Genomic DNA, 563 nt, shown 5'->3' with positions numbered 1-563 from the left:
TGTGTGTGCTACAGATCCACATAGTTTCACTCCTTCATTAAGATTTCAATACTACACTTACCAATTCCATATTTTTATCCATTATTATTGATTTCTTTCACTGCAGCCTTTTCAATTTCTCCTATATGACACATTTAACTCTCCAATGGTAACCCGTAAGCTCAATTAAAGTTCCTTCGTTCACTTTACTAAGGAGGAAATACTGCCATTGTGTTGTTAAGTAATTTTAGTCCGGTGCCCTTTTCTTTTAATGTGTAAAATGGCTAGCCTAAACCAGGGAGTAGCTCTATGGGTATGCCACATCCCTGATCTTGAAGTGAAATAATACACGAGCCATCTTGACCTTTTATAATTTGGATATGAATTTCACCTCCTCCATTCATGGCTTCTATAGCGTTCTTTATAACATTAATGAATACCTGCTTTAATTGATTCTTCTCACAAGTTATAAAAATAGGAGATTATTCTACAAACAGTTTAGATTGTATATCATTCATAATGAACTGAGGTGAAAGTATATCAAGAGTATTTTCTTTATATCCATACGGAGTAGTTGGACAGCC

Annotated in this window: 1 protein-coding gene; it reads right to left on the bottom strand. The window is 34.5% G+C overall.

The genetic code is table 11. The annotated features are described in order from the left end of the window. Positions 1-263: 263 nt before the first annotated feature. The gene (locus AC1DUW_RS32065) at positions 264-383 is read right to left on the bottom strand and encodes a hypothetical protein (protein WP_236694927.1); all 120 of its coding nucleotides are present in this window, start codon (positions 381-383) and stop codon (positions 264-266) included. Positions 384-563 lie beyond the last annotated feature (180 nt).

Source organism: Peribacillus sp. P4_C12 (genome assembly GCF_056402095.1).
This window is presented reverse-complemented; position numbering and strand designations above follow the sequence as displayed.